Below are 26,151 nucleotides of genomic sequence, written 5' to 3'. Positions count from 1 at the left end.
GGTGGGTGGGTGGGAGTTCCACCGCAACCATCCACCCCAGCGGAGCCGGGCCCGGAGCCGGGGGATCTGCCGGGCGGCTCATGGGTCATCGTTCGGCGGCGATCCGGGCGGCGGTTTCGGCCAGGCGGCTGGCGTAGCCCCACTCGTTGTCGTACCAGCCGAAGACCTTGACCAGCGTGCCGTCGGTCTGGGTGAGGGGCGCGTCGAAGACGCAGGAGGCGGTGGCGCCGATGATGTCGCTGGAGACCAGTGGCGCGGTGCTGTACCGCAGGACGCCCTCCAGCTGGTCGCGCGCCGCCTGGGCGAAGGCCTGGTTGACCTCCTCGACGCTGGTCCGGCGGGCCAGCACCGCCGACAGGTCGGTCAGCGATCCGTCGGGGACCGGGACCCGCAACGCGATCCCGTCCAGCCGGCCGCGCAGCTCGGGCAGGACCTCGCCGACCATGCGGGCGGCGCCGGTCGTGGTGGGAACGATGTTGACCGCCGCCGAACGGGCCCGGCGCGGGTCCTTGTGCGGCGCGTCCAGCAGCCGCTGGTCGCCCGTGTACGCGTGCACGGTCGTCATGAAGCCCTTGACCAGGCCGAACGTCTCATGCAGCACGGCGACCATGGGCGCCACGCAGTTGGTGGTGCAGGAGGCCATCGAGATGATCTGGTGCGTCTCCGGGCGGTAGGCCTTGTCGTTGACACCGGGGACGAGCGTGACGTCCATACCCTTGCCCGGCGCGCTGACCAGCACCTTGCGCGCCCCGTTCTTCAGGTGCCGCTCGGCGTCGGCCCTGCTGCGGAAGCGACCGGTCGCCTCGATCACCAGATCCACGCCGTAACCCGCCCAGTCGATGCCGGACGGGTCGTGGTAGCCGGTCACCGGAATGCGCCGTCCGTCGACCACCAGGGCGCCGGGCGCGACGGCGACGGGTTTGTCGTAGGTGCCGTACGTGGAGTCGTGCTTGAGCAGGTGGGCCAGCATCTCGGCGTCGGCCAGATCGTTGATCGCGACGATGTCGAGTCCCTGGGCCAGTCCGGCGCGGAGCACGGCGCGGCCGATCCGGCCGAATCCGTTGATGCCGATCTTCATCATGATTCCTCCCGGGTGTCTCCGCGCTGATCGTCCGGCCCGGCCGGAGCACCCGCCTAGAGGCGAAAGGCCGCCGCCGTAGGACTTGCGGCCCACACCGGACAGTCCTAGGGACCTTGGTCCTGTTGATCAGTGACCTCTGATCCATGAGCCGCCGCCCCTGCCAGAGGAAAGTAAAGGCGAAGGCCGATTCGAGGGGGTTTCCGATGACGGTCACCATGGACCGGGAGCACATGGCCCCGGTCACCGCCTGGCACGGGTTCCGTGGGACGGCCTGGCGTACCGAGATCGACGTGCGCGCGTTCATCCAGGCGAACTACACCCCGTACCTGGGCGACGAGAGCTTCCTGGCGGGGGCGACCGAACGGACCCGCGCCGTGTGGAGCAAGATCACCGAGCTGCTCCCGGAGGAGCGGCAGCGCGGCATCTACGACGTGGACACCACCACGCCCTCCTCGATCACCGCGCACCGCCCCGGCTACATCGACCGGGACCGCGAGCTGGTCGTCGGCCTGCAGACCGACGCGCCGCTCAAGCGGGCCATCATGCCGCAGGGCGGGCTGCGCATGGTGGAGGCCGGCCTGACCGCGTACGGTTACCGGCTCGACCCGCGGGTGAAGGAGATCTTCACCAAGTACCGCAAGACCCACAACGACGGCGTCTTCGACGCCTACACCCCCGAGATCCGGGCCGCGCGCCGCTCCGGCGTCATCACCGGCCTGCCCGACGCGTACGGCCGGGGCCGGATCATCGGCGACTACCGGCGGGTCGCCCTCTACGGCACCACCCGCCTCATCGACGCCAAGAAGGACGAACTGCGCGGCCTGGACCGTGCGTTCTCCTCCGAGGCGGTGATCCGCGACCGGGAGGAGCTGGCCGAGCAGATCCGCGCCCTGGACGAATTGCGCCGGATGGCCGCCTCCTACGGCCACGACATCTCCCAGCCGGCCGCCACCGCCCGGGAGGCGATCCAGTGGCTGTACTTCGGCTACCTGGCGGCGGTCAAGGAGCAGAACGGCGCCGCGATGTCGCTGGGCCGCACCTCCACGTTCCTGGACATCTACCTGGAGCGCGACCTGGCCGACGGCCTGCTGACCGAGGAGCGGGCCCAGGAGCTGATCGACGACTTCGTGATCAAACTGCGGATCGTCCGCTTCCTGCGCACCCCCGAGTACGACCAGCTGTTCTCCGGCGACCCCACCTGGGTGACCGAGTCGATCGGCGGCCTGGGCGCGGACGGCCGCCCCCTGGTGACCCGCACGAGCTTCCGCTACCTGCAGACGCTCTGCAACCTGGGCCCGGCCCCGGAACCCAACCTGACCGTGTTCTGGTCGCCCCGGCTGCCCGAGCCGTTCAAGCGGTTCTGCGCCCGGCTGTCCATCGAGACCAGCTCACTCCAGTACGAGAGCGACGAGCTGATGCGCCGCTACACGGGCGACGACACCGCCATCGCGTGCTGCGTGTCGGCCGCGCCGGTGGGCCGGCAGATGCAGTTCTTCGGGGCCAGGGTCAACCTGGCCAAAACCCTGCTGTACGCGATCAACGGCGGCCGGGACGAGATGACCGGCGAGCAGGTCGGCCCCGCGGTGCCGCCCGTCACCGGCGACTACCTGTCCTACGAGGAGGTCGCCCCCGCCTTCGACCGGATGATGGACTGGCTGGCCCGCACCTACGTGGACGCGCTCAACGTCATCCACTACATGCACGACAAGTACGCCTACGAGCGCATCGAGATGGCCCTGCACGACTACCCGGTCAAGCGCACCCTGGCCTGCGGCATCGCCGGCCTGTCGGTGGCCGCCGACAGCCTCTCGGCCATCAGGCACGCCCGGGTGCGGGTCGTCCGCGACGAGTCGGGGCTGGCCGTCGACTACGTGGTCGAGGGCGACTACCCGGCCTTCGGCAACAACGACGACCGGGTGGACGCCATCGCCGCCGACCTGGTCCGCTCGTTCATGGCCAAGGTGCGCCGGCATCGCGCGTACCGGGGGGCCGAGCACACCCAGTCGGTGCTGACGATCACCTCCAACGTGGTGTACGGCAGGCACACCGGCAACACCCCCGACGGCCGCCGGGCCGGGCAGCCGTTCGCCCCCGGTGCCAACCCGATGAACGGCCGCGACCGGCACGGCATGATCGCCTCGGCCCTGTCGGTGGCCAAGCTGCCCTACGCCGAGGCACGCGACGGCATCTCGCTGACCAACACGGTCACGCCGGAAGGGCTGGGCCGTACCGAGGCCGAGCGGGTGACCAACCTGGTCGGCGTGCTGGACGGGTACATGGACGCCGGCGGCTTCCACATGAACGTCAACGTGCTCACCCGCGCCGTCCTGCTGGACGCGATGGAGCACCCGGAGAACTACCCGCAGCTGACCATCCGGGTCTCGGGGTACGCGGTGAACTTCGTCCGGCTCACCCGCGAGCAGCAGCAGGACGTGGTCGACCGCACCTTCCACGGATCGTTTTGACATCCTCCCCCGCTTGAAAGCGGGGGATTCCAACTCATCTCACACGGAAAGGAGGACAAGTTGAGGTTCGCGGTTCACAGGCCCGGCATCCCGGTCGCCTCCCCGCGCCTTCACCGCATGCCCTGCGGCGATATCCCGGATGTTCCTGGCCGCGTTCACGTCGGCGTTGGCGGCGTATCCGCAGGACCGGCACCGGAAGACGGCTTGGCTCTCGCGCGCCTCCCGATCCACGATCCCGCACACCGAACAACGCAGCGAGGTGTAAGCGGGGCTGACCTTGACGACCCTGCCGGGCGCTTTCTGCTCCAGCCGGGTGACGAGCAGGCCCCAACCGGCGGCGAGAATGCCGCGGTTCAGGCCCGCTTTGGCGCGGACGTTCCTGCCCGGTGCTTCGATGGTGCCTCTGGCCGAACGTGTCATGTTTCTGACCTTGAGGTCTTCGACCGCGATGACGTCGAAACGGCGGGCCAGGCCGGTAGAGGTCTTCTCGGCCCAGTCCTTGCGCCGGTCGCTCTCGCGGGCCTTCAGCTTGGCGATCGCGGCGTTGACCCTGCCGCGCCGGTTGGAGCCGCGCCCGGCCCGGGCGAGTTTGCGCAGCAACCGCAACAGGCGCGCCTTCTCAGAATCCCGCAGGGTGGGCGCGGGCAGCAGCTCCCCGGTCGAAACCGCCGCGCTGACGGCCACGCCACGATCAACGCCGGCCACCTCACCGGTTCCCGGCGCGGGGATGGGTTCGGGGATCGCGGCGAACGCGACGAACCAGCGGCCCGCCCGGTCGCGGGTGACGCGGAAGGACTTGGCCCCTTCGGGGACGGCCCGGGACCAGCGGAAGCGGACCCAGCCGACCTTGGGGATCCTCACTTCGCCGACGTTGCGGGAGAGGCGGCGCACGTCACCGGCCTTTACGGCGACGATTCGGAACCCTTCACCCTGGCCACGCTTCCGCCATGCCGGCCGCTTGTGGGTTCTGGCGAAGAAGTTCGCCATCGCCTGGGCGAAGTCCTTCAGTGCCTGCTGCTGGACGATGATCGAACCGGCGCGCAGCCAGTCGAATTCGGCGCGCGCTTCGGTCAGCTGCCTGCACTGTTCGGCGAACCCGGGAGCGGATTTACGGCCCGGCTTCCAGAAAGAGTGCTGTTCAACGGCCAAATCCACACGAACCGCGCATGCCCGCAATGCTCCGACAGTGCCGCCTCCTGGGCAGGCGTCGGAGAAAGCCGGTAGCGGGACATGGCCAGGAGTTTACCGAGACCCACCGACAGAAAACGGAGCCGATAGTGCCGCATTGTTCCGCGTTTCCTCCCCGCCCTGAAGGGCGGGGCATCCACGCTGGAGGTATTCGGTGAACACCCGGGCGGCGCAGCTGGCCGAGGCGGCGGGCGAACTCCGCTCGCCGCCTCCCCCGGCGGGCACCGGCGTCATCAACTCCTGGGACCTGTCGGTCGGCGTGGACGGCCCCGGCACCCGCTTCGTGGTGTTCACCAGCGGCTGCCCGCTCCGCTGCCGGTACTGCCAGAACCCCGAGACCTGGCGGATGCGCGACGGGCGCCGGGTCACCGTGGACGAGGTGCTGACCGAGATCGACAGGTACCGCCGCTTCATCTCGGTGGCCGGGGGCGGCGTCACGATCAGCGGCGGCGAGCCGCTCCTCCAGCACCGCTTCACCGGCGAGCTGCTGCGCCGCTGCCACGACAGCGGCCTGCATACCGCCCTGGACACCTCGGGCTTCCTGGGCGAGCGGGCGAGCGACGCGCTGCTGGCCGACACCGACCTGGTCCTGCTGGACATCAAGTCCGGCGACCCGGCCGGCTACCGCGACCTGACCGGCGCCGACCTGGCGCCCACCCTGCGCTTCGCCCGCCGCCTGGCCGACCTGGGCCGGGAGACCTGGATCCGTTTCGTGCTCGTGCCCGGCCTCACCGACGCCCCGGACGACGTCGACGCGCTGGCCCGCTTCGTCGCCACCCTCGGCAACGTGACCCGCCTGGACGTGCTGCCCTTCCACCGCATGGCCACCGAGAAGTACCAGCGGCTCGGCCTGACCTTCCCTCTGACCGACGTGCCGCCCCCCGGCCCCGAGCTGATCGAACGCGTGCACGCGCAGTTCCGGTCGTACGGGGTGCCCAGCGTCTGAGTGAGGAGATCGGCAATGATCGACCTACTGGTGGCGAACGCCCTCAGCGCCCTGGACGAGTACGCGGAACGCCCCCGCTTCCCAGGGCGGCCTCGGCGACATCTACAACGCCTTCATCCCCTCGCTGACGCTGGGCTGCGGCAGCTACGGCCGCAACTCGGTCTCGCACAACGTCTCGGCCGCCGACCTGCTCAACATCAAGCGGATCGGACGGCGCACCAACAACCTCCAGTGGTTCAAGGTCCCCGCGAAGATCTACTTCGAGCCGCACGCCATCCGCTACCTGGCCGACATGCCGGACGTGCACCGGGTGACCGTGGTCACCGACGCCACCATGACCAGGCTCGGCTACGTCGACCGGATCATCACCGTGCTGGGCAGGCGGCCGGAACGGGTGGCGCTGCAGATCATCGACGACGTCGAAGCAGAGCCCAGCGTGGCCCAGGCGCTGGGCCTCGACGGCGGCGCCGAGGAACTGGCCGCCGCCGTCGAGAAGCTGCGGGACGCGGTGGGCATCGAGCCCGGCTTCCGTGACCTGGGCGTGGCCGAGGAGGACTACCTCGCCCAACTCCCCCAGCAGGCCCGCGACGCCTACGAGGACCAGTGCGCCCCGGCCAACCCCCGGATGCCGATGCTCCAGGACATGGAGGCGCTGATGCGCGCGGCCTTCTACGGCAAGGAGTGAGGTCCCGGGACCCGGTCGCCCGCCTGGAGGCCGGCCGCGCCGCGCTGCCGGTCGAGCCGTCACGGTGAAGATGCCAGAAGAGCCGCGGGCATGTGCTCGCGGCTCTTCTCCTGCGGTTGGGGGTCAGGTCGGGCGGTGCCTGCGCCAGCGCTCCTCGGCCACCGCCCAGGCGGCCGTCCACTCGGCGTACCGGCCGCGGTCGAGGGAGAACCGGGCGGCGCGGTAGCCGAGGAACACCAGGATGATCACGCTGAGCTCCAGGCCGATGGCGGAGACGACGGTCGACAGGACGGTTTCGACGTGCTCGCGCGGCCGGATGGTCACCTGGTTGCGGTTGTCCACCCACACCCGCTGGATGGTGCCGACCGGCAACTCGGTGAAGGGGGTGACGTGGCCGGTGACGGGAGTGCCGTCCTGCCGCTGCCACTGCTGGACGCCCGTGGCCGTCTCCACCAGCGTCACGACCACGAACTGGCGCGACTTCGGCCCGGCTGCCTCCTCGCGCAGGCCGTTACGGTAGACCGCGTCGCTCACCAGCGTGACCGGCCAGACCGACAGCAGCACCAGGCCGATCGCGAAGGCCACGACCAGCGCCTCCCACCGGTCAGAGCGGCGGCGCAGCGGGTTGCGGTCGGGACGGTACAGGCGTACGCACCGCCTGACCCAGCCGGTTTTGGCTGCCATGACCCACCTCCCTACACAGACGTGCTCGATCAGGCGGTCGCCAGCGTCTCGGCCAGCGAGCGGCCCCATTCGCGGGCGCGTTCGGCCTCGCCGGCCACCAGCGGGCCCTTGGTCCCGGTGACGTGGAAGTCCATCGGCGGGCTGACCAGCCGCAGGTGGTGCCGGCGCAGCGCCTTGTGGGCGCCCTTGGCGGCCGAACCGGAGAAGGGACCGCGGATCCGGGTGTCGAAGGCCGCGGCGGCGACGGGCGATTCGGCGGGGGCGCCGGCCCGGAGCGTGGCCAGCCACTCGCGGATCCCCTCCCCGCGGGAGAGGATGCCGTCCTCGGCCTGGTCTTCCGCGGACTTGCGGGTGGTCGCACGTGACATGCCCATGACGTGCGTGGGGCCGCCCACGACCAGCAGGGTCACGTTCTCCGGCAGTTCGGCCGGCGCGGAGCCGACCTCCAGGACTTCGGTGGGGATGCGGGCCATCAGGCCGTACGCCACCTCCTCGGCGATCTTCTTGGTGTTGCCGAACATGGATTCGTACACCACGAGCGCGCGCATGGGCGCCCATCTCCTTCCACGGACGAAGCAGGCAGGAGTTTCAGTGTCGGTCGGCGGCCGGTGGGCGTTCAGGGCCGAAAGTCCCACAGCGGAAGGGCCTTAGGGGCCCCGTGGGATGAGCATTTGAGCCCTGCCGCGGGAGCACGGAAACGGATGTCATTGAGGTGTGACACCGCGACAAGAAACCCTCTGAAAGGGGCTAACGATGGCCACCACCGCTGGACGCCGCACCGTCCCGACCCCCCACGTCCCCGCCTCTCCGGCTCCGGTGGCACACCGTCCGGTCGACTACGTCTGGGCCGTCGCCCGCATCTCGCTCGGCTGGGTCTTCCTCTGGGCCTTCCTGGACAAGCTGTTCGGCTTCGGCTTCGCCACCCCCGCCGCCAAGGCCTGGGTCAACGGCGGCAGCCCCACCACCGGCTTCCTCAAGGGCACCGGCGAGAACGCCCTGGGCGGCTTCTTCTCCGGCCTGGCCGGACAGGCCTGGGTGGACTGGCTGTTCATGCTCGGCCTGGCGGGCATCGGCACCGCCCTGGTCCTGGGCGCCGGCCTGCGCATCGCCGCCGCCGGAACCGTCCTGCTGCTCATGATGTGGGCCGCCGAACTGCCCCTGACCACCAACCCCTTCATGGACGACCACATCATCTACGCGATCGTCCTGATCGGCCTGGCCCAGGCCGCCGCCGGCAACACCCTGGGCATCGGCCGCTGGTGGAGCCAGACCCCCATCGTCCAGAAGTACCCGGTCCTGAAGTAGCCGAGCTAGCCAAGGCGCCCATCCGGCCCCCGGATGGGCGCCTTGGTGTCTAGGTCCAGATTGTCGGGCTAGGGCAGAATGGCGAACATGGCTGAGCCGCATCCCCTTCTCCCCAGCATGCGGTTGGACGACCTGCTGGCCGAACTACAGACCCGACTGGAAGCCGTACTCGCCACCCGCGACCGTGTCCACGCCCTGCTGGAGGCGGTCGTCCTGGTCGGCAGCGACCTGGAACTGGAGACGGTGCTCCAACGAATCGTCGAGACCGCCACCCGCCTCGTGGACGCCACCTACGGCGCGCTCGGGGTGGTCGGCGAGGAGAGCACCCTGGTGGAGTTCATCCCCGTGGGACTCGACGAGGAGGAGATCGCCCGCATCGAGCACTGGCCGCACGGCCTCGGCCTGCTCGGCCTGCTCATCAAGAAGCCCGTCCCGCTCCGGCTGGCGCGGATCTCCGACCACCCCGACTCCTACGGCTTCCCACCCGGCCATCCCCCGATGGGCTCGTTCCTCGGGGTGCCGCTGCGGGTCCGCGAGGAGGTGTTCGGCAACCTCTACCTGACCGAGAAGCGCGGCGGCGCCGAGTTCGACGAGGAGGACGAGGCGGTCGTCACCGCCCTGGCCACCGCGGCCGGCGTGGCCATCGAGAACGCCCGCCTCTACGAGGAGACCCGGCGCAGGGAGAGCTGGCTCCAGGCGTCCTCCGAGGTCACCACGGGCCTGCTGTCGGGCGCCGGGCCTGAGGAGGTCCTGACCCAGGTGGCCAGGCGGGGCCGGCAGATGGTGGACGCCGACACGGCCACGCTGCTGTTCCCCGCCGGCGACCCGGACCACCTGCGGGTGCTGATCGCCGACGGCGCCGAAGGTCTGGAGGGCGTGGAGATCCCGCTGGCCGACTCGCTGCCCGGCCGCGCCTACAGCAGCGGCGAACCGCAGATGGTCAGCGACCTGACCGCCAGCGACCTGGACGTCATCGAGGGCCTGCCCACCGGCGCGGCCGCCGCCGTGCCGCTCGGCAAGCCCGGGTCGGTACGCGGAGTGCTCGCGCTCGCCAACCGCCCCGGCCGGCTGCCCTTCACCCGCTCGGGGCTGCGCATGCTGCACGCCTTCGCCGACCAGGCGGCCATCGCGCTGGAACTGGCCGAGACCCGGCAGCACGCCGAACGCCTCGGCCTGCTCGAAGAGCGCGACCGGATCGCCAAGGACCTGCACGACGTGGTCATCCAGCGCCTGTTCGCCACGGCCATGACCCTGATGAGCACCATCCGCCTGATCGAGCAGCCGGAGGCCGGCACCCGGGTCCGGCACGCGGTCGACGAGCTGGACGAGACCATCCGGCAGATCCGCTCCACGATCTTCGCCCTCCAGTCGCCCAAGCTGCCGGACGACCCGAGCCTGCGCGCCCGCGTGGTGGACCTGGTCGAAGGGGCCCGCGGCCATCTCGGCTTCATGCCGGGACTGCGGATGGAGGGCCAGCTCGACCACGAGATCACCGAGCCGGTCGCCGTACAGCTGCTGGCCGTCCTGCGCGAGGCGCTGTCCAACGTGGTACGGCATGCCAAGGCGTCCACGGCCGACGTGGCGGTGGAGGTGCGCGGCGGGCTGCTGACCCTGACCGTCCAGGACAACGGGGTCGGCCTGCCGGCCGGCGGGCGCCGCAGCGGCCTGCGCAACCTGCAGGAGCGCGCCGCCCAGCTCGGCGGAAGCTTCCTCGCCGAGCCCGCGCCAGGCGGGGGCACCCGGGTGTGCTGGAGCGTCCCCGCGGGCTAACGGGAGCTGCCGAGGCCGGCCGTCACCAGGCCGGCCGAGGCGCCGCCGGAGACCCGGTCGGCGGTGAGCACGATGAAGTGGTCGGCGTCGCCGCGCGCCCAGGGCAGCAGCGGCAGCGCGGCGAGCCGCCGCCGTTCGGCGGGGTCGGTGACCCCTCTGGCCAGGCCGAGCACGGTGACCGACCAGCCGGTGCGCGTCACCGGATCGATGTCGTCGACCTCGAACGCCACGATGGCCTCGCGGGTGGCCGCGGCCAACCGGGAACCACCAGCCGTCCTGATCACGATGGTCTCGCCGTCGAGCAGGTAGTTGACGGGCTGGACGGCGGGCAGCGCGCGGTCGGTGAACACGATCCGCCCGATGGGGGTGACGGCCAGCAGGCGCAGGCACTCCTGACGAGAGAGCGTCCGCAGGCCGGTTGACTCGCTTCTCATGCAGCCAACCTGCCGGATCCGGGGGTGCCGCGACGAGGGACGAACGTCCCGTCAATCGCTCCGATCTACCCTCATCCGGGCGGCCAGCGCCGCCGCCTGGGTCCTGCGCTGCATGTCGAGCTTGCTCAGCAGGTTGGACACGTAGTTCTTGACGGTCTTCTCGGCCAGGAACATGCGCTCGCCGATCTGCCGGTTGGTCAGCCCCTCGCCGATCAGCTCCAGGATGTGCCGCTCCTGCTGGGAGAGCGCGGCCAGCGGGTCCTTCCGTACGGCCTGGTCGCGCAGCCGCGCCAGCATGGTGGCGGTGGTCTGCGGGTCCAGCAGGGACTGCCCGGCGGCGACCGTGCGCACGGCGCCGACCAGGTCGGAACCGTGGATCTGCTTGAGCACGTAACCGGCGGCGCCCGCCATGACGGCCTCGAACAGGGCCTCCTCGTCGGCGTAGGAGGTCAGCATCAGGCAGGCGAGCTCCGGCATGCGGCTGCGGACCTCGCGGCAGACCTCCAGGCCTGTGCCGTCCGGCAGGCGTACGTCCAGCACCGCGACGTCGGGCTTCAGGGCCGGGATGCGGGCCATGCCGGACGCGGCGGTGTCGGCCTCGCCGATCACCTCGATGTCGTCTTCGGCGTCCAGCAACGCCGCGACACCACGCCGGACGACCTCGTGGTCATCGAGGAGGAAAACGCGAATCATGCCCTGAAATGTAGGCATCTATCGGCCTATTCGGGAAGGGACCTTGGTCCCTATCGGCGTTTCCGCCCGGCCGCGACGATCCCAGTGTGGGTAGTTCGAAGCGCCGGCCGGTTCCGCCTGCCGGCCCGTACCGGGAGGCGGTGACCACGATGCGGGTGGCGGAGCACCGCGAGCTCACCAGCGCCGAGGCCGCGCGGGCGCTGGCCGAGCAGGGCCCCAACGAGCTGCCCCGGTCGCGGCCCCCCAGCCTGGCCGCCCGCGCGGTCCGCCAGCTGGCCGACCCCTTCTCGATCCTGCTGCTGCTGGCCGGGCTCGTCACCCTGGTCGTGCTGCGCGAGGTGCCGGAAGGTGTGGCCATCGTGGCGATCCTGGTGGTCAACGTGGTGATCGGGGTCAGCCAGGAGGTCAGGGCCGAAACGGCCATCCGCGCCCTGGCCTCGCTGACCGCGCCCATGGCCAAGGTGCGGCGGGACGGACGCACCCAGCGCATCCCGGCCGCCGAGGTGGTGCGGGGCGACCTGGTGGAGGTCGCCGCCGGGGACAGGGTCCCCGCCGACGCCACCCTCGTCGACGCGCACGGGCTCGCGGTCGACGAGGCGATGCTCACCGGCGAGTCCCACTCGGCGCTGAAACGCGCCGCCGGCGCGACCGGGGCGCACGTCCCGCTCGGCGACCGGGACGGGGAACTGTTCTCCGGCACCCTCGTGGTCGGCGGAACCGGCCTCGCCGTGGTGACCAGGACCGGCGCCGGCACCGAGATCGGCCGCATCGCCACCGCGCTCACCGGCCGGACGGCCGGTCCCCTGGAGGTCGAGCTCGGCCAGGTCTCCCGCCGGATCGGGCTGCTGGCGGTGGCGGCGGGAAGCATCCTGGTGCTGATCGGGCTGTCCCGGGTGGCCGCCGGTGAGACGGCCCTGCTGGACATCATCCTGGCCGGCGTCGCCCTGGCCATCGCCGCCGTGCCGGAGAGCCTGGCGGCGGCGGTCACCACCGCCCTCGCGCTGAGCTCCCAGCGCATGGCCCGGCAGGGCGTGATCGTCCGCCGCCTGCCCGCGATCGAGGCGCTCGGCTCCACCACCGTCATCGCCACCGACAAGACCGGCACCCTGACCACCGGCCGCCTGACCGTGGCCGACCACGTGCCGGCCGACGGAACAGGCCAGGACGCGCTGTGGCTGGCCGCGATCCGCTGCAACGACGCGCGCGACGGCCTGGGCGACGCGGTCGACGTCGCCCTCCTCTCGGCCGCCACCGACCACCAGGTACGGCTACCGCTCGGCGAGGAACGCATCGCCATCTCCCCCTTCGACGCCGAGACCCGATCGATGACCGTCATCACCCGCAGCCCCGGGGGCGACCCGCTGGTGACCGTGAAGGGCGCCCCGGAGGTGGTCCTCGTCCGCTGCGCCCCCGGCGCGACCGCCGACGCCCTGACCGAACAGGTCACCAAGCTCGCCAGACGGGGCCTGCGCGTCCTGGCCTTCGCCGAGGGCGACGGCGCCGATCTCGGCATGGACGGCCTCCGCCCGCTTGGGCTGATCGCGCTGTCCGACGAGATCAGGTCCTCGGCCCGCAGTGCCGTCGCCGACTGCCGCCAGGCCGGCATCCGCGTCGTCATGGTCACCGGAGACCACGCCGACACGGCCCAGGCCGTCGCAGCCGAGGTGGGCATCCCGCCGGACCCGGTGGTCACCGGAACCGACCTGCATGCCGATTCCCCCATGGACCCGCGGGTCACAACGGACCGCCTGCGCTGCGCGTCCGTCGTGGCCCGCGTCGATCCCGCCACCAAGCTCGACCTGGTCCGCGCGCTCCGCCAGGGCGGCGAGGTGGTGGCGATGACCGGCGACGGCGTCAACGACGCCCCCGCCCTGCGCCACGCCGACGTCGGGGTGGCCATGGCCGGCGACGAGGGCACCGACGTGGCCAGGGAGGCCGCCTCGGTCGTGGTCACCAACGGCGAGCTCGGCACCATCGTCGCGGGCGTGGGCGAGGGCCGCCGCCTGCGCCACAACGTGTCCTCGATGATCGCCTACCTGCTCACCGGCAACCTCGCCGAGATCTTCCTCGTGCTGGCCGGCCTGATCCTCTGGCCCGACCTGATCGTCCCGCTGCTGCCCGTCCAACTGCTCTGGATCAACCTCGTCCTGGACGGCATCCCCGCCATCGCCCTGGGCGTCGACCGCCCCGCCGGAAACCCGCTGGCCCGGTCCCCGCGCCAGGACGCGCTCCTGGGCGGCGCGACGCTCCGGCGGGTCCTGTGGCGCTCCCTGGCCGTCGCCGTCCTGGTGTTCGCCTCCGTCGAGGTCGCCCGCCGCCTCGGCTGGGACCAGGACCAGGTCCGTACCCAGGCCGTGCTGTCCCTGGTCTTCGCCCGCCTCGTACTGGCCTACGTCTCCCGCGCCACCTCTTGGGCCTTCGAGTCGGGCTGGTGGCGGGGCAGGGCCGTCCTCCTGGCGGTGACGGCCACCGCGACACTCCAGGCCCTGGTCACCCTCGTCCCCATCCTGGGCGAACCCCTCGCCATCGTCCCCCTCCCGGCGACCGGCTGGGCCATGGCGGCGGGCGTGAGCGTACTGACCGTCCTGCTGCTGAGCGTGCCCCGTCTCGTCCGGTCAGCGGTGTGAGAGCAGCGCGGCGTGGTGGTCGGCGCCCACGGGGCCGTCGGGGTCGGCGTGTACGGTGGCGGCCCGCAGCCGGGGCAGGCGGTGGATGAGCCGGTGTTCGGCCTCCACGGCGACGGCGTGCGCGTCGATGAGCGAGAGCCGGTGGCCGACCAGGATCTCCACCTCCGCGCGGAGGGTGTGGCCGATCCAGCGCAGCCGTACCGAACCGACGCGCAGCACGCCCGGCACCTCGCGCAGGGTCTGCTCGGCCTGTTCCAGGAGGGCGGGGTCCACGGCGTCCATCAGGCGGTGGTAGATCTCCCTGGCGGCGTCCCGCAGCACGAAGCAGATGGCCAGCGTGATCAGCAGGCCCACGATCGGGTCGGCGAGCGGGAAGCCGAGCGCGGCTCCGCCCGCGCCGACAAGCACGGCCAGCGAGGTGAAGCCGTCCGTACGGGCGTGCAGGCCGTCGGCGACCAGCGCGGCCGAGCCGATCTCCCGGCCGACCCTGATCCGGTACCGGGCGACCAGCTCGTTGCCGGCGAAGCCGATCAGCCCCGCCGCCGCGACCCAGCCCAGCGCGTGCACGTCCTGGGGCTGGAGCAGGCGACGGACGGCCTCGTAGCCCGCCAGCCCGGCCGAGGCGGCGATCAGCAGCACGATGACGATTCCCGCCAGGTCCTCGGCCCGGCCGTACCCGTAGGTGAAGCGGCGGGTGGCCGCGCGCCTGCCGAGGGAGAAGGCGATGGCGAGCGGGACGGCGGTCAGCGCGTCGGCGAAGTTGTGCAGGGTGTCGCCGAGCAGGGCCACCGAACCGGAGTAGGCGACGACGACGGCCTGCGCGATCGCGGTGACCATGAGCAGGCCGAAGGAGACGCCGAGCACGCGCAGACCGCGGTTCCCGGTCTCCAGCGCCGCGTCGGTCCTGCCCACGCTGTCGTGACTGTGCGGCGTGACCAGGTGCCTGAGCTGCCGCCACCTGCGCGCCGTCCGTGATCCGTGCCCATGACCATGCTGGTCGGACATGTCTCGCTCCTTGCCGCGTACGCCCTTTCTGCGAGCATACGAAAGCCCGAACACATGATCGACTTCATGGGTCGAATCTCGTTCGGTTTCCCGCTCTCCGGGGCTGAGTCCAGCCAACCGACAACGTCACATTTCCCCAGATAAGCGGCACCCCGATCGGCACCACATGCCGATATATCCCCAGTTCACCGTTAGTCCACCAAATGGATGGAATATCTAGCAATAGTGGCTTTACCTTCCAGCCATGCGTCCCATGCCCAGGGCACTCGCGATCTTTGTTACCGCCGGAGTCACCGTCGGTTCGATCGCCGCTCTTCCCATCGCCCCGGCCGCAGCCGAGCCGGGCACTGTTGTCATCAGCCAGGTCTACGGAGGGGGCGGCAACCTCAACGCCCCCCTCACCAACGACTTCGTCGAAGTCTTCAACCGCAGTGGCGCGACCGTCTCGCTGGACGGCTGGTCGGTGCAGTACACCAGCGCCACCGGAACCGGGAACTTCGCCTCCAACAAGACCAACCTCACCGGCACCCTCGCCCCTGGCCAGTACCACCTGGTCCAGCTGGCGGCGGGCACCACCCCCAGCGGTTCGCTGCCCACTCCTGACGACATCGGCACCACCAACATGAGTGGCACCGCCGGCAAGGTGGCGCTGGTCCGCTCCGCCGACGGCCTGGCCTGCAACGGCTCCACCGTGGTCTGCACCCCGGAGCAGCTCGCGCTCATCGCCGACCTGGTCGGCTTCGGTAACGCGAACTACTTCGAGGGCACCGCAGCCGCCCCCACCCTCACCAACGGCACGGCCGCCATCCGCAAGAACACCGGCTGCGCCGACACCGACGACAACGCCGCCGACTTCGAGACCGGCGTCCCCGCCCCGCGCAACAGCGCGACCACCGCGGCCCCCTGCGGCGCCGTCGAGCCGTCGCCGTCGCCGTCGGCCTCGCCGTCCCCCTCGGCCTCGCCGTCGCCCAGCCCCAGCGCGAGCCCCAGCCCGAGCCCGTCGCCGTCGCCGTCGCCCAGCCCGACCTCCGACGAGACCTGCGACACCCCGATCACCCACCGGATCGCGCAGGTGCAGGGCAACGGTGACGTCAGCCCGATCGCCGGTCAGAACGTCCGGGTCGAGGGCATCGTCACCGGTAACTTCCAGGGGACCGGCCAGTTCAACGGCTTCTACATCCAGGACCCCAAGCCGGACAACGACCCGGCCACGTCCGAGGGTCTGTTCGTGTTCTCCAACTCGCCGGTGAACGTCGGCGACCGGGTGCTCGTCTCCGGCAAGGCGATCGAGTTCAGCGGCCTCACCGAGATCTCCCCCGCCACCGCGGTCAACATCTGCGGCACCGGCACGATCAAGCCGCTTGAGGTGAGCCTGCCGCTCAAGGAGGGCGTCACCTTCGAGCGGTACGAGAGCATGCTCGTCACCCTCCCCGACGACATGGTCGCCTCGGAGGTCTACAACCTCGGCCGGTTCGGCGAGATCACCCTTGCCGCGAACGAGCGGCTCTGGCAGCCGACCGACCGCCCCGGCGTGGACGTCGCCAAGGACGCCCGGCGCAGGATCCTGCTCGACGACGGTTCCAACGTGCAGAACCCGCCGGTCCTGCCGTACCACTCCGAGGGGCTGAACACCGTCCGGCTCGGCGACGAGGTCAAGAAGCTGACCGGTGTGCTCACCTACAGCTTCAACCTCTACCGGATCCAGCCGACCCAGCAGGTCGTGTTCAAGGCGAAGAACCCGCGCCCCGCCGCGCCGGACAAGGTCGGCGGCAACGTCCGCGTGGCCAGCCTCAACACGCTGAACTGGTTCACCACGCTGAACTCCCGGGGCGCGAACAACGCCAACGAGCGGGACCGCCAGCTCGCCAAGCTGGTCGCCAACATCCTCACCCTCGACCCTGACGTGGCCGGCCTGATGGAGGTCGAGCGCAACAACAACGTGGCGCTCAACACCCTGGTCGACGCGCTGAACGCGCAGGCGGGTCCGGGCACCTACCGGGGGATCACCCACCCCAACCCCGGCACCGACCTCATCCAGACCGCGCTGATCTACAAGCCCGCCAAGGTCACCCCGATCGGCGGGGCGCAGTCCTCGGCCGACCCGATCTTCAACCGGCCGCCGCTGGTCCAGGCCTTCGGCCGGGCCGACAAGAAGGGCGAGATCTTCACGATCCTGGTCAACCACTTCAAGTCCAAGGGCTGCACCGACGGCGACAGCACCGCCAGCGGCCCCGACGCCGACCAGGGCGACGGCCAGAGCTGCTACAACGCCAAGCGCGTGAAGCAGGCGAACGCGCTGCTCAGCCTGATCGACACCCTCAACCTGCGCAACGCCCTCGTCGTCGGCGACATCAACGCCTACGGCGAGGAGGACCCCATCCACACCTTCGAGAACGCCGGGCTGACCAGCCTGAGCAAGAAGTACGTCTCGAAGGAGGACCGCTACAGCTACGTCTTCGACAGCCTGTCCGGCGAACTGGACCACGTCCTGGCCGACAAGCAGGCGAAGAGCCTGGTGACCGGCGCCACCATCTGGCACATCAACGCCGACGAGGGCCGGTTCATGGACTACAACACCGAGTTCAACCCGCCGTACCTCTACGCCCCGAACGCCTACCGCTCCTCCGACCACGACCCGCTGCTGGTCGGCCTGAAGCTCTAACTGAACACCACACGTAGCTGATGGGCGTCCCCGGTCTTCCGGGGGCGCCCATTCTTGGTTCACGCGAGGACAGCAGGACGAGACTCCTCGGCCGCACCAGCGAGCAGAACGCTGAACCAGGTCGTCGTCTGCCCGCGAATCCCACTTCGAGCCCCCCAGTCCTCGGCCATGGCCGCAACCAGATGAAGCCCTCGCCCACCCTCAACATCACAGTGGATAGGTGCCAGGTGGGGGGCATTGGTGGCCGACCCCTCATCGGTGACCTCGACCCGAATGCTGCCCTGAACGGTCTCGGCCCGGACCGCCACCTTCCCGCCCTCACAGCCGGACTCCGAGTGCACCACCGCGTTAGTGACGATCTCGGACAGCAGAAGCACGACGGTGTCTCTGGTGTCAGCGTCGCACGCAGGAAGTCCCGATAGCCACTTGGCCAGGTGTTCCCGCGCCTGTGCGGGTGCCCTGCGCGTTCCCGGAAGTACGACTGAGCCCAGTTCATTACGGTCATTCACTGCACGCCCCAACCCATCTGCCTACCGAGATAGAGGACCTCTACTCCAACCATCACCGTCCTTCGTGTTGTGATAGCCAACGGGAGAAGGATGCTGGTCTTCGGTCAGCTCACAGACTGCCTGTCCGCTTGGCGTCACACGATACGAATTACTCCAGAGACTTCCGAAGCTTTCATTGAAGAGGCATTCTTGGTTCCTGGGACCTACAGCGACGTCGATGGAGCGGAGATGCCTGGCCCAAAGGAGCTTGATCCTACGAGCGGTCCCCTTGCCGAATTCGGCGCTGAGCTGAGGAAATACCGGAACCTCGCCCGTATCACGCAAGCCGAGCTTGCCTCCCGGATCTCCTACAGCCCGAGCATGGTAGGGCTGATAGAGACGGGAAGGCAGCGCCCCAGCCGCGACTTCCTGGATCGATGCGAGGAAGCACTTGGACTGTCGGGCGAACTGGCCCGCCTCTGGCCGAAGATCACCCGTGAGGGCGCGCCGCGCTGGTTCAGGCCCTGGCTACAAGCCGAGCAAGAGGCGGCCCGGTTATGGCTGTGGGAACCGCTTATCGTTCCCGGCCTCTTCCAGATCGAGCAGTATGCGAGGGTCATCATCAGAGGTGAGCCGGGCCTGTCGGAGGCAGAGATCGAGGGAGCCATAGCCGAGCGCATGGTGCGCCAGGAGGTGCTGGAGCGTAGCCATCCACCGATGGTTTGGGCACTGCTGGACGAGGGCGTCCTGAACCGCCCGCTTGGTGGGGCGGAGACGATGCGGAGGCAGGTTGAACACCTGATCGGACTGGCCTCCCGCTCGACTATCTCGATCCAGATCGTCCCATACACTGCCGAGTCGACCACGGGGCTCTTAGGCGGTTTTGCATTTGCACAGACCGACGGTCATCCGGATACCGTGTACCTTGAGTCGGCTTCGAAGGGTCAGGTCTTGAACTGGCCCGACGAAGGCGTGACTGCCCTCCGAACGCAGTACGAGGCGATCCGATCTGAAGCACATCCTCAGCACGTGTCCCTCGCACTATTGAGAGAGAAGTTGGAGCAATGGACCTAAGTGCGCTCAATCTCGACTCGCTGCTTCGAGAAGCGGACTGGCGCAAGGCGACCGCGAGTGGAGCAAACCAAGGCAACTGCATTGAGGTCGCACCGCTGGCCAACGACCTTGTGGCCATGCGAGACACGGAGCGGCCAGATCTGCCCCCCTATGTGGTCAGGGGCGCTGTATTCCGCGCGTTCATCGACGGCGCAAAAGGCGGCGAGTTCGACTTCTGAAGTGCCGTAGGGCCTCACTGCTGGGAAGGGTCTCTTCCCAGCAGGCAGGTCCGAATGCTATCCGAATGCCTACTAGTGATTATGCGAAAGGCTCTCGGATAGGGCTCCTACTGATCGTCTTGACGACCCCTTGGCCACGCCTCCAGGCTGCGACATAGATCAGTGGATGCGCTCAGCTCAGGAGGCGAAGTGACGCTACGGTTCTACGGCAAGGGTGGTAGCCAGACGGATAGTTGCCCCTCGGTACATCTGGACGACGTCGACGACAGCCTCGTGATCGTTGGCTACCCGGAGGAAGACGCGGATGTACTCGCTGCGATTCAGTCAGTGAGTCACATCGAACCTCACGAGCGAGCATTCCGGGTGCCGAAGGAGTTGAAGAAGGCGCTTTGGGAGGCATGCGGTGGCAATGATCCACACTTTGACTGAGCTATTCGCACATGCTCAGCACCAGGTTACCCACCTGGAAATGCGTGACACCTACGGCGCTGGCGGGCCCGGCTACAAGGCGTGGTGTGGGGGTGCTTCCGAGGAGGTCGCCGCAGAGATTGACAAGTCCTTCATCGGGCCCTGGGTGAATCTGGTGCGAGAAACTACAGCACGCGGGGTTACCTTTCGTCGCGCACGGATTATTTCCGAGCCAGTCACCAACTACATCCGCTACGAGCATATGGCGACTCCTTATTCCAACCTGGCAGGAGGCGAGCGGGTTCGGTGGCTGCCTCGACCGCTGGCGAAAGCCATTGCATTGCCGGGATGTGACTTCTGGCAGGTCGACGACAGCCTTCTATGCTGGGTCTTCCAAACAGGCGACGGCGACCCGGCAGGCTATGAACTCTCCAGTGATCGGGCTGAAGCCATGCTGTGCACGACAGCTTTCGAGGTCGTATGGGCACGCGCGCTCGATCACTGGGAGTACCGGCCAGCCTGATGTGCATATTCAGCGCAAGTGGCTAATTCACAGTCAAGCAGTGTACAGCAGGCGCGCCAGGCCATCGCCGATAGATTACGAGAGCTTCTCCGCGATGCGGGACTGACTTCTCGGGCGTTGGCCAGGCACGCCGGCTGGGAGGAGTCGAAGTGCTCCCGGCTAATTAATGGCCGAACACCGCCGTCAGACGAAGACATCCGCATATGGTGTCAGATTTGTGGTGTCCCACAGGAGATTCCCAACCTGATCGCGGCCAGCCGCAATGCAGAGAATGCTTACGTAGAGTGGCGGCGTGTCAATCGCAGCCAGAGGCACATGCAGGATCTGGGACTGAAGCTATACAGCGATAATCTCAACTATCGTTTCTACAGCTCTAACCTAATTCCTTGGCCTTTGCAGGTTCCGGCTTACATGCGGGCAATTATGGTCCGCTTCAATGAGTTCCATCAAGCCTCAGCAAACGATATCGATGAGGCGGTAAGAGCGCGAGTGGCTCGTCGCCGCTTCCTGCGAGACCCCGCCCGAAACTGCGCAATGATCATCGAGGAATCGGTCTTGTACAACCGACCTTTCGATGACGATGTGATGCGTGAGCAGCTAGATTGCCTGCTGAGTGGCATGCGTCAGCCGAACCTCTCCCTCGGTGTTATTCCCCTGGCTGCGAGACGTAAGCAGAAGCTGACGGAGACCTTCCACATCTACGGGGATAATACCGTATCCATCGAACTGACCTCCGCCATCATCACCATCACTCAACCGCGCGAGGTCGCCCTCTACGTGAGGTGCTTCAACAACCTGGCCAGTGATGCGGTCTACGGCGAAAGAGCACGAGCGCTGATCACCACAGCTATCGAACCCTTTGAGTAACCGACGTAGAGACTCGCACAAACTCGTTGCCCTGCGAAATCGCACCTACGTTAGGCACTTCACGCAACTGGCGAAATCTGCTGTCTACAGAGGACAGGCGCGCCACCTTGTCGCCGCAGCCATCAAGGCTCTGGAGTAATCGGCGTACAAGTTCGTACAAGTTTGTTGAGCACTGAAAGCGCGCGTTCCTACTGTTTGAACCATGCCATCAACGAAGCTTCATTCATTCGCCGCAGCATCTTCCTTTCGGTTCCCCATTTCCCAATCCCACCGTGCCGTTCTTTTCGCACGCCTTCTGAATGCACTGATTCGCGCTTAGGAATTTCCCCCGATCAGCCGTCCACAGGGTAGGGAGAGAAATGGAAGACCAGAAAGATCGTGAGCGGGAAGGGGAATCGGCGCTGCCGGAGGGCGCTGCGCGGTTGTTCCGGCTGCTCGGTCTGCATCCCGGGGTGGAGTTCTCGCTGGAGTCGGCCGCCGCGCTGGCCGGGGAGCGGACCGGACCGGTCCGGCAGCAGTTGGAACTGCTGGCCAAGGCGGGCATGATCACGCAGACTGCGCCCGGCCGTTTCCTGCTCCCGGAGTCCTTCCGCACCGCTGCGGCAGAGCAGGCCCGCAGGGACGACTCGGAGGCCGATCAAGCACGCCTGCGGCTGGTCTCCTGGTACCTGCATACAGCCGATTGGCTCGGGCACACCCTGACCCCCTACGACTCCTACGATCTGAAGATCGAGGTCCCGGCCGGGGTGCGACCCCTGCCCTTCGACCAACCGGAAGCGGCGCTGGCCTGGTGGGGGAGCGAACGGATCAACCTCGTCTCCGTCGTGCGGGTGGCCGCCGAGGCGGGGGTGCACGGGCTGGCCTGGCGGCTGGCCGTCACACTGCGGTCCGTCTACGCCCAGCGGGGCGTCTTCGCCGACTGGGAGTCCACCGCGACCATCGCCGCCGACTCCGCCGTGGCCGAGGGTGATCTGGCCGGGCAGGCGCTGACGACCGAGAACCTCGCCAAGCTGTACGCCCAGACCGGCCGCCTGGAGGAGGCACGGCTCAGCCACCGCGCCGCGCTGGCCATCTTCGGCCGCCTGGCTGACCGCTTCGGCCAGGCCCGTTGCCACAACGCCTTGGGCCTGCTCGCCTTGCGCCACCGGCAGCTGCGGCAGGCCCGTACGCATTTCCAGGACAGCTCGGCCGTCTTCGCCGAACTCGGCATGACCCGCTGGGTGGCCGTGGCCCGCGCCAACACCGCCGAAGCCCTCATCGGACTCGGCGGGCACACCGAGGCGGCGCAGACCCTGACCAAAACCGCGGAGGTGTTCGCCGCTCTGGGTGACCGCTCGTCCCAAGGCAACGCGCTGGCTTTGCTCAGCCGGGCGCAGCGGGCAGGCGGTGACCTGACCGCCGCCCGCACCTCGATCGACGCCGCGCTGGCCATCGCCGCCGATGCCCGCAACCCGATGTGGCGAGGCTATGGGCTGCTGGAGTTGGGCCGCCTTCAGCGCGCGGCCGGGCAGCACGAAGACGCGCTGCACAGCTTCCAGGAGGCTGCCGCCATCAACCGCGAGCTCGGAGACCGCAGCCGGGAGGCTCTGGCGTTGGACGGCGCCGGGCAGACCTGCCAGGACCAGGGACATCCGGAGGAAGCCCTCGCCCTCCACCAGGCCGCCGAACCCGCCCACCGGGAGTCCGGCAACCATTGGCATCAGGCCATCAACCTGCACTCCACGGCCACATCCCTGGATTCCTTGGGGCGATCGCCGCAGGCCCGGACCTGCTGGGAACAGGCACTGACGGCCCTGAACGGGTTCGACGACCCGCTGGCCACCCAACTGCGGCGGCAGATCACACTCACACTCGACCGTCTCCGGGGCCGGTGAGTGACATGACCGACACCATGTCCCAGCGCCCGCGCCTGGTCGCCGTATCAGGGGGAGGCGGGAAACAGCAGGCCATGGCAGCATTGCCCGACAGGGAAACCCGCCCCCCGTCGCAGCCCCCGTCCCAGGCCAGGCCCAGGTTGGAGCCGAAGGGCGGGCCGGGCTGGGCCATCCTGCGCAGCCGCTGCCGCGACATCACCGAGCACCTGGCCCACCAGATCTCCGACGGCAGGCTCGCCCAGGGCACCCGGATGCCCAGCGTCCAGAAACTGACCCACACCCACGACCTTCCGGCCTGGGCCGCCCGCCGCATCCTGCGCCAACTGGCCGACCGGCATTTCATCCGCCTGGTACCGGGCCTGGGCTACGTCGTCGGCGTGCCCGGCGTCACCCCCCTCCTGCCGCGCGAGGATCCGAACACAGGCACGCTGTACGCCGCCCCATGCGGCAACCTCCCGATTCCCGGCGTGGACGTACTCCTGGCACAGCGGCAGGCCGGCGGCGACAACAGCCCGACCAGCTACACCCCCATACGCACCGCAGACCCTGCGGACAGCGCCCTGACCGGCCCCGACGCGATCAAACGTGGAGCCCCGACATACCTCTATGCGCAGGTCGCCAACATCATGGCCGGCCGGATCGCCACCGGACGGTACCGCCCCGGGCAGCAATTCGCCAGCGTCGGAGGACTACGGCGGGAATTCGCGATCTCCGACGCCACCGCCCGGCGGGCCCTGCGCGAGTTGATCGACCGCGGCCTGATCCACAACGTCTCCGGCTGGGCCTGCTTCACCGGCCCGGCCACAGCCGGACATCCCCTCCCGCTATACCAGCAGATCGCCGCCGACCTGGCCGCCGAGATCTTCACCGGCAGTCTCCCGATCCTCCACGTCATCCCCCTGCGCGAGCAACTGAAGGCACAGTACGACGTCAGTTTCCGAACCATCGACGAAGCGATACGGCTGCTGGAATCCCTCGGCTGGATCATGCGCATCGACAACCGCCGGCCCATCGCCGCACCTCCCAAGCTTTGGCCGGTGTTCCGAGACGGCTCCCCGGCCCCTGACCGATGAGATCGCCGAGCCGGTGAGGAGGGACAGCTCTCCTACCGGTCCGTCTCGCACCGACATGAATCGGCATAGGCGCCGAATTCAGCCGTCCGCACACCTTCATTAACAGCCGTTTGTGACTTCTTAAAACGACAAACCAGATCCCTCTGCGGATCGCCCAGACCTCCCGGCCGGTCACCATTTCCAGTGCCTCGGATCGGGAAATCAATTCGACATTGTGAGAGGAGGTGTACATGGACATCTATGACGCAGATTTGACGGGGGCGGCCTTCCGCCGTCTCTGCGGCGGAAACCAGCAGGAAGAAGACCAGGAAACCTGCGTGGAAATCGCGCCCATTCCGGAACAGCCGGGCGCGTTCGCGCTGCGGGACAGCAAGAACCCCGCAGCCGGAACGCTGCGGTTCACGCATGATGAGCTGGTCGGCTTCGCCGCCGGCGTAGGGACGCTCTAAACACCGGAAAAGGCCCCCGCGCGTCCTCACGCGGGGGCCGCCGCTCATAGTGGAGATGAGATGCCGCAGCACTTCCACGCCTACCAATGGATTGGTCAAACCTCTTCTCTGGAGAGACGGACGGGGTCCGTAGACCACCGCTCCCACCTACACCCCCAGACGAATTCCGTAATTCTCCGCTACCGCCCTTCCGTATGTGCGACTGGCTTCTCAAGCCCCGAACGCACATCAAAGCAACGGGAAATCTTAAAACGGTTCTATCCTGGCTGGAGGAACAATGGCGGCAACTCGCTCCGTCCTTTGCCTACCCGGATCAAGAAGAGCTTTTGGGGGGTGGTGATGGACGCCTCCTGGGCGCCCGTGCCGCGCTGGAGAATTGCGGCAGCATGGCATGGGGCCATTGGCTGAAGGGAGAGCGTTACAGCCACACAGCGGTGGTCGGCTGCCCCGACGCGCATGCTCTCAACTACCCGTGCCCGACCGGCCAGGAGCCGGCAAATGGTCCGCAAGCGTGAAGCCGGAATGGGAGGGGCGGCATGCGCCCGGCTGAAAGATTTGCGCAAGCAGGTCGGCTCCCGTCTGGAGGGACGTGCACATGAGCCTGGCGGGCAAACTCCGCCACCGGATGGCCGATGCGATCGGCTCTCCGGACTGGCACGCGGCGTTGGCGACGGTGCCACGGGAACTGTTCCTCGGACGAGGCCGTCTATCGGCACGAACACGGGCGCGGATGGATCCCGGTACGCCGATCGGAGATGAGTGCCGGCGACTGGCTCGCCCTCACCTATACCGACAAGACGTGGGTGACCCAGATCGACGGGGTTATGGCCGAGGACGCGACCGGGCCGGTGGCCGTCTCGCGGCCCACCCTCAGCCTCCACGTGGATGGAACCCTTCTCGACAGCCGGACGCTAGCCGAGCCAGAGGAGATCGCGTTGTTCTAGGCGGAAATCAAGGCGGCACGGACCAGGGAGTCGTAGGTGTCCGTGGTTCGCTCCAGTTCTACGCCCAGGGACCGGGCGAAGGTGTCCAGTCGCTCCTGAGCAGCGGTGCCGGACTCGTTCATGTCAAGAACGGTCTCGATCTCCAAGAAGACTCCGGCGTGCTCAACCTGGTCCACGCACAAGGCCATCCCGCCCATCCGGGCGACCCGGCGGATCTTCACGATCCGTACGGTCGGGCGGAAACCCATTTGAGTTATCGCCCGGTGCATTTGATCACGATCGGCCACCTCCGATTCGTGTTCCAGGCAGCTCATTTCGTTCTCCAGCGGCGTTTTCACCGTGAACACGTGCTGGTCGCCTTGGGTACGCAGGCGCGCAAACGGCACACCCACCTTGGACTGGCCGTAGGCCCAGTCCGGGTGTGCATAGGCTTGATCATCCTGGGTTATCGGAGCAGAGAGAACCAGCCCACGTTCGGCGAGGGCTTGCTCCAGGGCGGGCAGGTCGCGCAGCCGATACTTGACCTCGATCTCCTGCACCTCTTGCCACCCCTTCACCGCCACCCGCTTTTGTCACGTGGAGCTTAAACGGGGCTGTGCTCTCCGCACCGGAGAATCAATCGTCCGGGCCGGGGAAATCACGGCGCCCCCACGAGCAGGAAACGCCTCGCTGGACTGCCCTTGGCGGG

The 26,151-nt window shown here is 68.5% G+C and carries 26 protein-coding genes and 1 pseudogene; 17 read left to right on the top strand and 10 right to left on the bottom strand.

Features of this window, described 5'->3' with window-relative positions:
• Positions 1-85: 85 nt before the first annotated feature.
• Positions 86-1,081 carry a type I glyceraldehyde-3-phosphate dehydrogenase gene (gene gap, locus KIP79_RS41145; protein WP_443611873.1) on the bottom strand — a complete coding sequence of 332 codons (996 nt, stop codon included), beginning with the start codon at positions 1,079-1,081 and terminating at the stop codon, positions 86-88.
• A 203-nt stretch (positions 1,082-1,284) separates the two neighbouring features.
• Between gap and pflB the strand changes: the two genes are divergently transcribed.
• Positions 1,285-3,546 carry a formate C-acetyltransferase gene (gene pflB, locus KIP79_RS41140; RefSeq protein WP_214110460.1) on the top strand — a complete coding sequence of 754 codons (2,262 nt, stop codon included), beginning with the start codon at positions 1,285-1,287 and terminating at the stop codon, positions 3,544-3,546.
• Positions 3,547-3,585: 39 nt separating this feature from the next.
• Here the strand turns inward: pflB and KIP79_RS41135 are convergent, their stop codons facing one another.
• Positions 3,586-4,701, bottom strand: coding sequence for an RNA-guided endonuclease InsQ/TnpB family protein (locus KIP79_RS41135; protein WP_308170169.1), 1,116 nt, complete (start codon positions 4,699-4,701; stop codon positions 3,586-3,588).
• A complete protein-coding gene (locus tag KIP79_RS50295; RefSeq protein WP_372453748.1) occupies positions 4,617-4,832 on the bottom strand; it encodes a helix-turn-helix domain-containing protein in 216 nt (71 codons plus the stop codon). The genes KIP79_RS41135 and KIP79_RS50295 overlap by 85 nt, the downstream gene beginning before the upstream one ends.
• A gap of 56 nt (positions 4,833-4,888) precedes the next feature.
• On the opposite strand from KIP79_RS50295, the gene pflA reads away from it, so the two are divergent.
• Positions 4,889-5,680, top strand: coding sequence for a pyruvate formate-lyase-activating protein (gene pflA, locus KIP79_RS41125; RefSeq protein WP_308170168.1), 792 nt, complete (start codon positions 4,889-4,891; stop codon positions 5,678-5,680).
• A gap of 292 nt (positions 5,681-5,972) precedes the next feature.
• Positions 5,973-6,365, top strand: coding sequence for an iron-containing alcohol dehydrogenase (locus KIP79_RS41120; RefSeq protein ID WP_250214694.1), 393 nt, complete (start codon positions 5,973-5,975; stop codon positions 6,363-6,365).
• 123 nt (positions 6,366-6,488) lie between these two features.
• Here KIP79_RS41120 and KIP79_RS41115 read toward each other — a convergent pair whose 3' ends face one another.
• Complete coding sequence (locus KIP79_RS41115) at positions 6,489-7,049, bottom strand: Rv1733c family protein (RefSeq protein WP_214110457.1); 561 nt, start codon at positions 7,047-7,049, stop codon at positions 6,489-6,491.
• A gap of 29 nt (positions 7,050-7,078) precedes the next feature.
• Positions 7,079-7,597, bottom strand: a complete 519-nt coding sequence (locus KIP79_RS41110) for a flavodoxin family protein (protein WP_214110456.1) — start codon at positions 7,595-7,597, stop codon at positions 7,079-7,081.
• Positions 7,598-7,802: 205 nt separating this feature from the next.
• Here KIP79_RS41110 and KIP79_RS41105 point away from each other — a divergent pair, with 205 nt between their 5' ends.
• Both KIP79_RS41105 and KIP79_RS41100 read left to right on the top strand, forming a co-directional pair.
• On the top strand, positions 7,803-8,354 hold the full coding sequence (locus KIP79_RS41105; protein ID WP_250214693.1) for a hypothetical protein: 552 nt from the start codon (positions 7,803-7,805) through the stop codon (positions 8,352-8,354).
• An 87-nt stretch (positions 8,355-8,441) separates the two neighbouring features.
• The gene (locus tag KIP79_RS41100) at positions 8,442-10,124 is read left to right on the top strand and encodes a sensor histidine kinase (protein ID WP_372453747.1); all 1,683 of its coding nucleotides are present in this window, start codon (positions 8,442-8,444) and stop codon (positions 10,122-10,124) included.
• On the opposite strand, the gene KIP79_RS41095 is transcribed toward KIP79_RS41100, so the two are convergent.
• Both KIP79_RS41095 and KIP79_RS41090 read right to left on the bottom strand, forming a co-directional pair.
• Positions 10,121-10,558 carry a pyridoxamine 5'-phosphate oxidase family protein gene (locus KIP79_RS41095; RefSeq protein ID WP_214110454.1) on the bottom strand — a complete coding sequence of 146 codons (438 nt, stop codon included), beginning with the start codon at positions 10,556-10,558 and terminating at the stop codon, positions 10,121-10,123. The genes KIP79_RS41100 and KIP79_RS41095 overlap by 4 nt on opposite strands.
• A 51-nt stretch (positions 10,559-10,609) precedes the next feature.
• Entirely contained in the window at positions 10,610-11,251 is a 642-nt protein-coding gene (locus KIP79_RS41090) for a response regulator (RefSeq protein ID WP_214110453.1), read from the bottom strand.
• An 86-nt stretch (positions 11,252-11,337) separates the two neighbouring features.
• On the opposite strand from KIP79_RS41090, the gene KIP79_RS41085 reads away from it, so the two are divergent.
• Positions 11,338-13,878, top strand: coding sequence for a cation-translocating P-type ATPase (locus KIP79_RS41085; protein ID WP_308170167.1), 2,541 nt, complete (start codon positions 11,338-11,340; stop codon positions 13,876-13,878).
• Here KIP79_RS41085 and KIP79_RS41080 read toward each other — a convergent pair.
• A complete protein-coding gene (locus tag KIP79_RS41080) occupies positions 13,867-14,883 on the bottom strand; it encodes a cation diffusion facilitator family transporter (protein WP_214110452.1) in 1,017 nt (338 codons plus the stop codon). The genes KIP79_RS41085 and KIP79_RS41080 overlap by 12 nt on opposite strands.
• Positions 14,884-15,127: 244 nt before the next feature.
• On the opposite strand from KIP79_RS41080, the gene KIP79_RS41075 reads away from it, so the two are divergent.
• Positions 15,128-17,545, top strand: coding sequence for an ExeM/NucH family extracellular endonuclease (locus KIP79_RS41075; protein ID WP_214110451.1), 2,418 nt, complete (start codon positions 15,128-15,130; stop codon positions 17,543-17,545).
• Between the two features lie 59 nt (positions 17,546-17,604).
• On the opposite strand, the gene KIP79_RS50290 is transcribed toward KIP79_RS41075, so the two are convergent.
• Complete coding sequence (locus KIP79_RS50290) at positions 17,605-18,054, bottom strand: ATP-binding protein (protein WP_214110450.1); 450 nt, start codon at positions 18,052-18,054, stop codon at positions 17,605-17,607.
• A 90-nt stretch (positions 18,055-18,144) separates the two neighbouring features.
• Between KIP79_RS50290 and KIP79_RS41065 the strand changes: the two genes are divergently transcribed.
• The 10 genes and pseudogenes from KIP79_RS41065 (at position 18,145) to KIP79_RS41025 (ending at position 25,463) form a co-directional block, all read left to right on the top strand.
• Complete coding sequence (locus KIP79_RS41065; protein ID WP_214110449.1) at positions 18,145-19,107, top strand: helix-turn-helix domain-containing protein; 963 nt, start codon at positions 18,145-18,147, stop codon at positions 19,105-19,107.
• A complete protein-coding gene (locus tag KIP79_RS41060; protein WP_214110448.1) occupies positions 19,098-19,325 on the top strand; it encodes a DUF397 domain-containing protein in 228 nt (75 codons plus the stop codon). The genes KIP79_RS41065 and KIP79_RS41060 overlap by 10 nt, the downstream gene beginning before the upstream one ends.
• 189 nt (positions 19,326-19,514) lie before the next feature.
• The gene (locus KIP79_RS41055; protein WP_214110447.1) at positions 19,515-19,754 is read left to right on the top strand and encodes a hypothetical protein; all 240 of its coding nucleotides are present in this window, start codon (positions 19,515-19,517) and stop codon (positions 19,752-19,754) included.
• Between the two features lie 40 nt (positions 19,755-19,794).
• Positions 19,795-20,256, top strand: a complete 462-nt coding sequence (locus KIP79_RS41050) for a DUF6879 family protein (protein WP_250214692.1) — start codon at positions 19,795-19,797, stop codon at positions 20,254-20,256.
• Between the two features lie 18 nt (positions 20,257-20,274).
• Positions 20,275-20,478 (top strand): annotated as a pseudogene (locus tag KIP79_RS50285) (helix-turn-helix domain-containing protein); the annotation flags it as partial.
• Between the two features lie 93 nt (positions 20,479-20,571).
• A complete protein-coding gene (locus tag KIP79_RS41045) occupies positions 20,572-21,123 on the top strand; it encodes a DUF5753 domain-containing protein (protein WP_250214691.1) in 552 nt (183 codons plus the stop codon).
• 359 nt (positions 21,124-21,482) lie between these two features.
• Positions 21,483-22,997, top strand: coding sequence for a tetratricopeptide repeat protein (locus tag KIP79_RS41040; RefSeq protein WP_214110445.1), 1,515 nt, complete (start codon positions 21,483-21,485; stop codon positions 22,995-22,997).
• 5 nt (positions 22,998-23,002) lie between these two features.
• Positions 23,003-24,070 (top strand): GntR family transcriptional regulator, encoded by a 1,068-nt coding sequence (locus KIP79_RS41035; protein ID WP_214110444.1) that lies wholly within the window; start codon positions 23,003-23,005, stop codon positions 24,068-24,070.
• 230 nt (positions 24,071-24,300) lie between these two features.
• Entirely contained in the window at positions 24,301-24,519 is a 219-nt protein-coding gene (locus KIP79_RS41030) for a DUF397 domain-containing protein (RefSeq protein ID WP_214110443.1), read from the top strand.
• Between the two features lie 755 nt (positions 24,520-25,274).
• Complete coding sequence (locus KIP79_RS41025) at positions 25,275-25,463, top strand: hypothetical protein (protein WP_214110442.1); 189 nt, start codon at positions 25,275-25,277, stop codon at positions 25,461-25,463.
• Here KIP79_RS41025 and cyaB read toward each other — a convergent pair.
• On the bottom strand, positions 25,460-26,002 hold the full coding sequence (gene cyaB, locus KIP79_RS41020; RefSeq protein WP_214110441.1) for a class IV adenylate cyclase: 543 nt from the start codon (positions 26,000-26,002) through the stop codon (positions 25,460-25,462). The genes KIP79_RS41025 and cyaB overlap by 4 nt on opposite strands.
• Between the last annotated feature and the right edge of the window lie 149 nt (positions 26,003-26,151).

This window comes from Acrocarpospora catenulata (genome assembly GCF_018476525.1).
Classification (GTDB): domain Bacteria; phylum Actinomycetota; class Actinomycetes; order Streptosporangiales; family Streptosporangiaceae; genus Acrocarpospora; species Acrocarpospora catenulata.
This window is presented reverse-complemented; position numbering and strand designations above follow the sequence as displayed.

Coding starts and splice junctions, on each gene's coding strand:
- KIP79_RS41050 (WP_250214692.1), top strand. CDS start 19,795: ATGCGTGACACCTACGGCGCTGGCGGGCCCGGCTACAAGGCGTGGTGT.
- KIP79_RS41120 (WP_250214694.1), top strand. CDS start 5,973: ATGCCGGACGTGCACCGGGTGACCGTGGTCACCGACGCCACCATGACC.
- KIP79_RS41045 (WP_250214691.1), top strand. CDS start 20,572: ATGCAGGATCTGGGACTGAAGCTATACAGCGATAATCTCAACTATCGT.
- pflB (WP_214110460.1), top strand. CDS start 1,285: ATGACGGTCACCATGGACCGGGAGCACATGGCCCCGGTCACCGCCTGG.
- KIP79_RS41105 (WP_250214693.1), top strand. CDS start 7,803: ATGGCCACCACCGCTGGACGCCGCACCGTCCCGACCCCCCACGTCCCC.
- KIP79_RS41035 (WP_214110444.1), top strand. CDS start 23,003: ATGACCGACACCATGTCCCAGCGCCCGCGCCTGGTCGCCGTATCAGGG.
- KIP79_RS41095 (WP_214110454.1), bottom strand. CDS start 10,558: ATGAGAAGCGAGTCAACCGGCCTGCGGACGCTCTCTCGTCAGGAGTGC.
- KIP79_RS41040 (WP_214110445.1), top strand. CDS start 21,483: ATGGAAGACCAGAAAGATCGTGAGCGGGAAGGGGAATCGGCGCTGCCG.
- KIP79_RS41110 (WP_214110456.1), bottom strand. CDS start 7,597: ATGCGCGCGCTCGTGGTGTACGAATCCATGTTCGGCAACACCAAGAAG.
- KIP79_RS41030 (WP_214110443.1), top strand. CDS start 24,301: ATGGACATCTATGACGCAGATTTGACGGGGGCGGCCTTCCGCCGTCTC.
- KIP79_RS41060 (WP_214110448.1), top strand. CDS start 19,098: ATGGACCTAAGTGCGCTCAATCTCGACTCGCTGCTTCGAGAAGCGGAC.
- KIP79_RS41090 (WP_214110453.1), bottom strand. CDS start 11,251: ATGATTCGCGTTTTCCTCCTCGATGACCACGAGGTCGTCCGGCGTGGT.
- gap (WP_443611873.1), bottom strand. CDS start 1,081: ATGATGAAGATCGGCATCAACGGATTCGGCCGGATCGGCCGCGCCGTG.
- KIP79_RS41075 (WP_214110451.1), top strand. CDS start 15,128: ATGCGTCCCATGCCCAGGGCACTCGCGATCTTTGTTACCGCCGGAGTC.
- KIP79_RS50295 (WP_372453748.1), bottom strand. CDS start 4,832: ATGCGGCACTATCGGCTCCGTTTTCTGTCGGTGGGTCTCGGTAAACTC.
- KIP79_RS41065 (WP_214110449.1), top strand. CDS start 18,145: ATGCTGGTCTTCGGTCAGCTCACAGACTGCCTGTCCGCTTGGCGTCAC.
- KIP79_RS41100 (WP_372453747.1), top strand. CDS start 8,442: ATGGCTGAGCCGCATCCCCTTCTCCCCAGCATGCGGTTGGACGACCTG.
- KIP79_RS41025 (WP_214110442.1), top strand. CDS start 25,275: ATGAGTGCCGGCGACTGGCTCGCCCTCACCTATACCGACAAGACGTGG.
- KIP79_RS41115 (WP_214110457.1), bottom strand. CDS start 7,049: ATGGCAGCCAAAACCGGCTGGGTCAGGCGGTGCGTACGCCTGTACCGT.
- KIP79_RS41080 (WP_214110452.1), bottom strand. CDS start 14,883: ATGTCCGACCAGCATGGTCATGGGCACGGATCACGGACGGCGCGCAGG.